Genomic DNA, 7,818 nt, shown 5'->3' on the forward strand with positions numbered 1-7,818 from the left:
AGATATTAACGTACAGGATTTAGAATTAATAACGAGAATGAAAGAATATGAAGAAACAAACAAATAGCTAGATAAAATTGGGATCAGAATGAAATTAGCTGGTATTTGAATTTTTTTATTAATTTAAAAACTGCAGAGCTTAAAAAAGGTAATTTAGCGTATTAAAAAGTCCTAACAGTAAAGAAGCCGCTAAGGGTTTTTTATCATTTGGAAGTGGTGGTAACTGATGAGAGAGCTAGTGTTGTAGAAGGTTCCATAACTGCAATTGATAATGAGAGTGATGCCCTTGACAATTTTATTAAAAGATCGAGAACTGAAAAAATATTATTTCAGTATTATCCCTAATAAGTATGTTTTGTTTTGAAAATGGGGAGGGGTTAGCAAATGGCTAAATTAATGAAAGGAATGCTAGAGATTGGTGGTATTTCTATCAATCATCTGACTACTTTGAATAGTTTTAGAGATAAAAATCCAAATATTAAGATTCGAGAAGGAAATCCCACTAGCTTTGTGTATTTTTTATCTCCACAACCTATATATTCAGAATCATTTCTCATCCAATTAGTTTTTACTAATGAAAAAGTAAGTAAGGTCATCCTTAGAGCTTATTCGGAAATTGAAGAAGACGGTATGACTATCGCTAAAAGACATAGAAAATGGTTAATTACATTATTGGGTGAATCATTGGGAATTAAAAATCAAATAGAATTTAATTGGGGCGTAATTAACCCATGGGTGGACATGAAGAGCAGTAAAGCAGAGATTCATTTAACCTATTTCTAAACCAGCATTCAAGGATTCGAGGCCAAAGGGGCTTAGAATACCTTTTTTATATAAGTCCAAAAAGTTAATAGAATCTGAGCTATATAGGTGAAGGAATGTAATGGTGAGTCTACTCTTTATATAGAGTAGGCTTTTTTAGGTTAGAATTTTACTTTTTAAATGGTAATAAAGGAAAGTAAAGGGGAAATGTGGAATTATTAAATTTAAGCCTATCTTGGAGGGACGGAGTGATACTCCAAACCTTCTCACTTTGAGGAGCAGGAGAAACGATGAAAAAAATACCTAAAAAAATATGGATACCAGTTGTGCTTGCGATTGTTTTGATTGGGGGTTATTTATATTTTGATAAGGAAAATGTCTCTGTTAGCGTAGGAACTGCACCAAAGGGTGAAAAAGTAGTTCAAGTTCATGAGCAAACTAAAAAGGTTAATCGTGAATTTTCGTTTAGTATGAGTGAAAACGATATTCAGCAAGCCATACATAATATGTCACACCAAAAAGTTTTAGCAGACAAAAAGTGGGGCGCACTGCCTTTAACGCCTGAGCGGGTGAAAAGATTACTACAAGTGGTAGAGACCAATAAAAAAGAATATGAGAATGCTGATATTTATTTAAATATATTAAAATCTTGGGAAAAGGGCGATTTCAATTACGTGGTTATGAACCACAATGCCATTTGGGAGCTGCAGGGCGGGACGGTTGGAAAAGCCTACAGCCAGGCGTCACCTGAGGAAGAAATGGAATTTATCCAGGAGAATTATGATGTAAAGCAGTAGTGAAATTCGTGAATAGCACCTACCCAATCCTAAAATTGTTTAGTCTCCTTCATTTGCTGAAGGAGGCTTTGTTGTTTAGAGAAACCTTTTTCATCGTATCTACGTCTAATTTTTACCTGGTTTTGAATATTGTGTGTCTACATATAAAGGAATATTTTAGGAATATATAGAATACTTAAATGGAATGCCCAAAAATAGGTATAATCCGCCTGAGGAGGAGTCACCTTGTCTGTTGATCAAAAGAATCCCACAATAGAAAAGATACTAGTAAACATTGAAAAGGTCATGTTTGGAAAAAGGGACGTTGCTGAACTAAGCCTGGTTGCCCTTTTAGCAGGTGGCCACGTACTCTTAGAAGACGTTCCAGGTGTTGGGAAGACGATGATGGTCCGTGCGTTGGCCAAGTCAGTGAATGCCAATTTCCGTAGAATTCAATTCACTCCGGACCTTTTGCCGTCCGATGTAACCGGAGTCTCCATATATAATCCAAAAGAGATGGAGTTTCAATTTCGTCCCGGTCCGTTAATGGGGAATATTATTCTCGCCGATGAGATTAATCGGACATCCCCGAAAACGCAGTCTGCATTATTAGAAGGGATGGAGGAAGCAAGTGTTACCATTGATGGAGTAACTCATCAACTGAACAAGCCGTTCTTTGTTATGGCGACGCAAAATCCGATTGAATACGAAGGGACCTATCCGCTTCCCGAGGCACAATTGGACCGTTTTTTATTAAAAATGAGAGAGGGTAGGAGCCAGTCATGGAATCAATAGGTACCAATTTAAAACCAGCCATTTCCGCTGCCATCACAGAGGTTTGATATGTTCCGGATAGTGAGCTGGAGGCATGAATAGCGATTCCAAAGTCATAGTTTTCTTTTAATTTTGTATAAAGTTCCACAAAATCACCAAGTCCCGGCTGGGAGGTTTGAAATTTTGAATCTTCCTGTTTCATTCGCTCGTAAAACTCTTTTTGAGTAATATCTATAGTTTCCTTGTAGGACTCTTGGTTAATGATAATATTTAGTGGAACAACGTGAATATTATTTTCCTCAATGAATTCTTGGCTGAGAGAAGCCGTGGTGTCAGTGATCCACGCAATTTTTAGTTTGTTCATCTTAATCCTCTTCCTCCAGTGTAAATCTCTTATTTAAGTATCCTTTACCTCAATCGTTTTGGGTAAATTTTAATGGAATTATTAAGTATTTTGATAACTAGGTTCAACATTACAAGAAGGAATAATAGACGACAAGTTATATTTGTCATGTTAAAAAGTTAACACTTTGTGACAAAAATATATAGTTCAAATTATTCAAATATAGGAAACTGTGATTTAAATCACTTAGTATGCGTATGAAATTTCATATAATCACTATGGAAATAGTAATTACATAGGGAGTGTTATTCATGCTAGATCAAAAAACAATTGAAATAATTAAATCTACTGTACCCGTATTAGAAAAACATGGCGAAGCCATTACCACTCGATTTTACCAATTGATGTTTGGTAACCATCCTGAATTATTAAATATCTTTAATCATGCTAATCAAAAACAAGGCAGACAACAAAAAGCATTAGCTGGAACGGTTTATGCCGCTGCAATGTATATCGATAATCTGGAAGCCATTCTTCCGGTTGTAAAACAAATAGCAGAAAAGCATAGAAGCCTTGGAATTTTGCCAGAGCATTATCCGATTGTTGGGAAACATCTTTTGCTAGCTATTAAGGATGTGCTAGGAGATGCAGCAACAGATGAAATTATTGATGCATGGGCAGAAGCATATAATGTCATTGCCGATGTTTTTATCAGTGTTGAGGCAGAATTATATGATGAAACAGAAAAAAAACAAGGAGGCTGGAGTGGCTTCCGCAATTTCATTATTGACCGAAAAGTAGTTGAAAGTGAAGTGATCACATCATTTTACTTAACACCTGAAGATAATAATGCAATTGCAGATTTTACCCCTGGACAATACATTAGTATAAAATTAGAAATAGCTGGTGAAAAGTTTACTCATATTCGTCAATACAGCCTATCAGATGCACCGGGTAAGAGATATTATCGAATTAGTGTGAAACGTGAAGCGGGTACACAAAATCCTGACGGTATGGTATCCAACTATCTACATGATGGTGTGAATCAAGGTGATATTTTAAAAGTTAGTGCTCCTGCAGGCGACTTTGTTTTAAATACTGAAAAAAATACACCTGTCGTGTTACTTAGTGGAGGGGTTGGTTTAACACCAATGATGAGTATGTTAAAGACAGTTGTAGAAGTTCAACCAGAACGGAAGGTCACTTATGTTCATGCCGCTGCTAATGGGAATGTCCATGCTTTAAGAGATGAAGTAGAGGAATTATCGAAATTAGACAATGTCAATTCTTATTTCTTCTATGATTCACCTACAGAAGAGGACCGCAAAAATAATCGATTTGATGTGGAAGGATATGTAACTCGCGATTGGCTGCAAGAAAAAGTCAATGCAAAGGATGCAGACTTCTATTTCTGTGGACCTGTTCCATTTATGAAAGCAATTAATCGTTCATTAAAGGAAATTGGTGTAACCGAAGATAGAATTCATTTTGAATTTTTTGGCCCGATGGGGAATTTAGAAGAATAGTAAAGAAAAAAGCTGATTTCTAATGGAAATCGGCTTTTTTTGCCAACATTTTTTCTTAGATTCCAATTAATTCATGGAAAGCGCTACTAGATTAGAGAAGAATGGATAAAATACCTATATCGATTATTGCCTTTTACTTCCATAAATCCTAAAAGAGAAAGGAGCTTTCATCATTGCATTTTTTAACAACAATTATGAACGAGTATGGATACCTTGTCCTTTTTCTTTCAATCGCACTTGGGATATTAGCACTTCCAATCCCGATGGAAGCAGTGTTAGCTTATGCTGGTTTTCTATCCTTTCTTAAACAACTCAATTGGTTCGGGAGTATTCTCTCCTCAGCAATGGGATGTACCTTAGGTATGTTGCTCTCCTATTGGGTAGGATATAAGCTCGGTATGCAATTTTTTGAAAAGCATGGCAAGCGGCTTCATATAGAGTCAGAACGTTTAGCTGCCATTTCAAATTGGATAAGAAAATATGGAAATAAACTATTAATTATCTCAATATTCATCCCCGTATTTAGACATTTCATCGGATATTTTTCAGGGATCACTCGTGTTCCAATCAGGGTTTATATTTTATATACGGGAATTGGATCGACCCTATGGGTTTCAAGTTTCATCTTTTTAGGAAAAATCCTTGGACCTCAATGGGAAATGTATTTTGAAACTATCAAGCGATACGTGATTATTACAAGTATCGTCCTTTTCATCCTATTAGGAATCATTTATGTGATTAAGAAAATAAGGAATGCTGTTATGGAGGCTGGAACCAAATAAATGATAAAAACAAAGGAATTCTCAGAGAGATTCCTTTGTTTTTATTGTAAAAGTACTATTAAAAGTTACCAATTATCAACACTTTGGAAAATTTCAGCAAGGACAGGTATTGAAAGTTTGATTCATATCGCAACTATGATTAAATGAAAGAGAGAAATGGCCAGAAAGGATGTTATTTTCATGAATAAGAATGTCATTCGTTCGATTACGGGCATAGCTGTATTGTTTTGCCTCCTCTGGCTGGTCGGGCTTGTCTGGGCAGTTGGCGAGTATTATGCGGGAAAACCGGAGAAGGTTCCGGAAGTAAAGACCGTTTCCAAAGTAGAAAATAAAAAAGGCTTAACCATTGTGGCGCTAGGCGATTCCTTAACTCGAGGAACTGGGGATGAGACTGGAAAGGGGTATGTCGGTGTCTTGGTCGATGAAATCAAGGAAAAAACAAAACGTCCAGTTCAACTTACCAATCTCGGCATTAATGGCCAAAGGTCTGATTCACTAAGGAAGCAAGTCCAGGAAACGGAAGTCGGCCGCCAAATCGGGAAAGCTGATATGGTACTGGTCACGATTGGCGGGAACGACTTGTTCCGAGGGGGTCAAGCATTAATGGACTTTGAAACAGAAGATATTGCTTCCATTGAAAAGAAATTCTTGAACAATTTAAAATTTATTTTAAAACAAATACGCAAAAACAATCCTAATGCTAATGTGTTTTTCATTGGATTGTATAACCCATTTATTGATTTAGATCAGGGAAAAGAAATGTCAAAGGTGGTTCGCCATTGGAATTATGACAGTGCAGAAGTTAGCGCATCTTTTCCAAAAATAGTGTTTGTCCCAACTTTCGATTTGTTTGAGTTAAAGGTAAATGATTATCTATATTCAGACAAGTTTCATCCAAACTCAAAAGGGTATCGTTTAATTGCCGAACGAGTTGCCTCACTGCTCACCTGGTAAGGAGGGGAAATCGATGGAGAAAAAAATTACATTAGCAGTTAAAGATTTAAAAAAGGTGATTGGAAAAAAGGAAATCATTAAAGGATTGACTTTCGATTTACGAGAAGGAGAGGTATTTGGTTTTTTAGGGCCGAATGGAGCAGGAAAAACAACAACCATCCGCATGCTTGTCGGATTAATCAAACCCACATCAGGCAGCATTCATATTTGTGGCTCTAATATTGAAGGGAATTTTCAGGAAGCAATGACCAATCTCGGTTGTATTGTGGAAAACCCAGAATTATATCCCTATTTGTCTGGCTATAATAATCTACTTCATTTTGCCAGAATGATCGAAGGGATCGGAGAAAAACGGATTAAAGAAGTTACCGAGCTTGTCGGTCTAACAGAAAGAATCCAAGATAAAGTAAAAACCTATTCCTTAGGGATGAGGCAGCGGCTTGGTATTGCACAAGCATTATTGGGAAATCCAAAAGTGTTGATCCTTGATGAGCCAACCAACGGCTTGGATCCGGCAGGAATTAGGGAAATGCGCCAATTTATTCGTTATCTTGCGGAGGAAGAAGGTTTAAGTGTTTTAGTTTCAAGCCATCTTTTAAGTGAAATCCAACTTTTATGTGATCGGGTCGCAATCATTTCTAAAGGGACGATTATCCGAACAGATACGGTCCAACAATTACTTTCCAATCGCGAACGAGTCATTTGGCATATACAACCACTTGAACAGGGAAGGGAAGTATTACGTTCTCTAACAAACATTGAAGAAACAGAAGAAGGCACCATCTTGACTGAATTTAATGAACAAAAGATTCCTTTATGGAATAAACAATTGGTTGAAGCTGGCGTTTCCGTCTTGGAAATAAATCGAAAAATGCCGGTCCTGGAAGATTTATTCCTCGAACTTACGGGGGGTGACATGATTGAATAAATTAATTCAGAATGAAATGATGAAGCTGATTGCCAAAAAACGGCTCATTGTCATTGCTATCATTATTGGTGTTCTTGTCATGTTATTTACATATGCACAATATAAACAAGTCCAAACACAACGTGAAAAACTTGGAACCAGTGATTGGCGAACAATATTACAACAGCAGATTGTTGATACGACGAATCGTCTAAGCAGCAGTCGAATAACAGATGAATGGAAAAAACAGCTGCAAATCTCTCTCCAACAGCAACAATATTATCTTGACCATGATATCAATCCGTCTGAGCCAGGTGCCCCTACTTTTATGAGAATTTTCCTGGAAAACTCAATTGATCTGTTTATTCCTTTAATGGTTATGGTAATAGCCAGTGATTTGGTTTCGTCTGAACATAGCTTAGGATCGATCAAGCTGCTGTTGACAAGGCCCGTCAAGAGGTGGAAAGTTCTTCTGAGTAAATATTTTACCCTGTGTTTAGCCATTTCCTTAATCATTGCGATTGCAGGGATTCTTTCTTATTTAATATCAGGCCTGGTTTTTGGTTACAAGGGATGGGGAGCACCGATCCTAACTGGATTTAATGTGACTGAGACAGGATTAAATACGTCAGAAGTCAAACTGATGGGTCAGTGGAAATTTTTATTAATGGACTTTGGGCTAGTCTGGTTTGTATCCATTGTTGTTGGCACGCTTTCCTTTATGCTGTCAGTATTGATTCGTAGTACCGCAGCTGGCATGGGTGTAATGCTTGCTTCATTAATCTCAGGAGCCATCTTAACAAACATGGTGTCCTCTTGGGAATCCGCCAAGTACTTTTTTATGGTCAATCTGCGGTTAACGGATTATATGAAAGGAACAGCACCACCGATAGAAGGTATGAACCTGTCATTCTCCATTCAAGTCCTTTTCGCTTGGTGGGCAGTAGCAATCTTCGTCTCATTCTTTGTTTTTACAAAAAGAGATGTATATTAA

8 protein-coding genes and 1 pseudogene are annotated in these 7,818 nt (G+C 37.0%); 8 read left to right on the top strand and 1 reads right to left on the bottom strand.

Annotated elements, in window-relative coordinates; translation table 11 throughout:
• Window positions 1-384 precede the first annotated feature (384 nt).
• The 3 genes and pseudogenes from V7659_RS25285 to V7659_RS25295 all read left to right on the top strand — a co-directional run.
• Entirely contained in the window at window positions 385-783 is a 399-nt protein-coding gene (locus tag V7659_RS25285) for a hypothetical protein (RefSeq protein WP_335542875.1), read from the top strand.
• Between the two features lie 269 nt (window positions 784-1,052).
• Window positions 1,053-1,559 carry a DUF6241 domain-containing protein gene (locus V7659_RS25290; RefSeq protein WP_335542876.1) on the top strand — a complete coding sequence of 169 codons (507 nt, stop codon included), beginning with the start codon at window positions 1,053-1,055 and terminating at the stop codon, window positions 1,557-1,559.
• A 225-nt stretch (window positions 1,560-1,784) separates the two neighbouring features.
• Window positions 1,785-2,309 (top strand): annotated as a pseudogene (locus tag V7659_RS25295) (AAA family ATPase); the annotation flags it as partial.
• Here V7659_RS25295 and V7659_RS32180 read toward each other — a convergent pair.
• Window positions 2,218-2,676: a DegV family protein gene (locus V7659_RS32180; protein WP_420491772.1), complete on the bottom strand. Its 459-nt coding sequence runs from the start codon at window positions 2,674-2,676 to the stop codon at window positions 2,218-2,220. The pseudogene V7659_RS25295 and the gene V7659_RS32180 overlap by 92 nt on opposite strands.
• 290 nt (window positions 2,677-2,966) lie before the next feature.
• Between V7659_RS32180 and hmpA the strand changes: the two genes are divergently transcribed.
• The 5 genes from hmpA to V7659_RS25320 all read left to right on the top strand — a co-directional run bounded on the left by hmpA (window position 2,967) and on the right by V7659_RS25320 (window position 7,818).
• Window positions 2,967-4,181, top strand: coding sequence for an NO-inducible flavohemoprotein (gene hmpA, locus V7659_RS25300; protein ID WP_335542877.1), 1,215 nt, complete (start codon window positions 2,967-2,969; stop codon window positions 4,179-4,181).
• A 173-nt stretch (window positions 4,182-4,354) separates the two neighbouring features.
• Complete coding sequence (locus V7659_RS25305; protein WP_335542878.1) at window positions 4,355-4,963, top strand: DedA family protein; 609 nt, start codon at window positions 4,355-4,357, stop codon at window positions 4,961-4,963.
• Window positions 4,964-5,143: 180 nt separating this feature from the next.
• Window positions 5,144-5,917, top strand: a complete 774-nt coding sequence (locus V7659_RS25310) for an SGNH/GDSL hydrolase family protein (RefSeq protein ID WP_335542879.1) — start codon at window positions 5,144-5,146, stop codon at window positions 5,915-5,917.
• A gap of 13 nt (window positions 5,918-5,930) precedes the next feature.
• Window positions 5,931-6,845: an ABC transporter ATP-binding protein gene (locus V7659_RS25315; RefSeq protein ID WP_335542880.1), complete on the top strand. Its 915-nt coding sequence runs from the start codon at window positions 5,931-5,933 to the stop codon at window positions 6,843-6,845.
• Window positions 6,838-7,818 carry an ABC transporter permease gene (locus tag V7659_RS25320; protein ID WP_026566923.1) on the top strand — a complete coding sequence of 327 codons (981 nt, stop codon included), beginning with the start codon at window positions 6,838-6,840 and terminating at the stop codon, window positions 7,816-7,818. The genes V7659_RS25315 and V7659_RS25320 overlap by 8 nt, the downstream gene beginning before the upstream one ends.

Origin of the sequence: Neobacillus drentensis (assembly GCF_036966985.1) — a bacterium.
Taxonomy (GTDB): Bacteria; Bacillota; Bacilli; order Bacillales; family Cytobacillaceae; genus Neobacillus; species Neobacillus drentensis_E.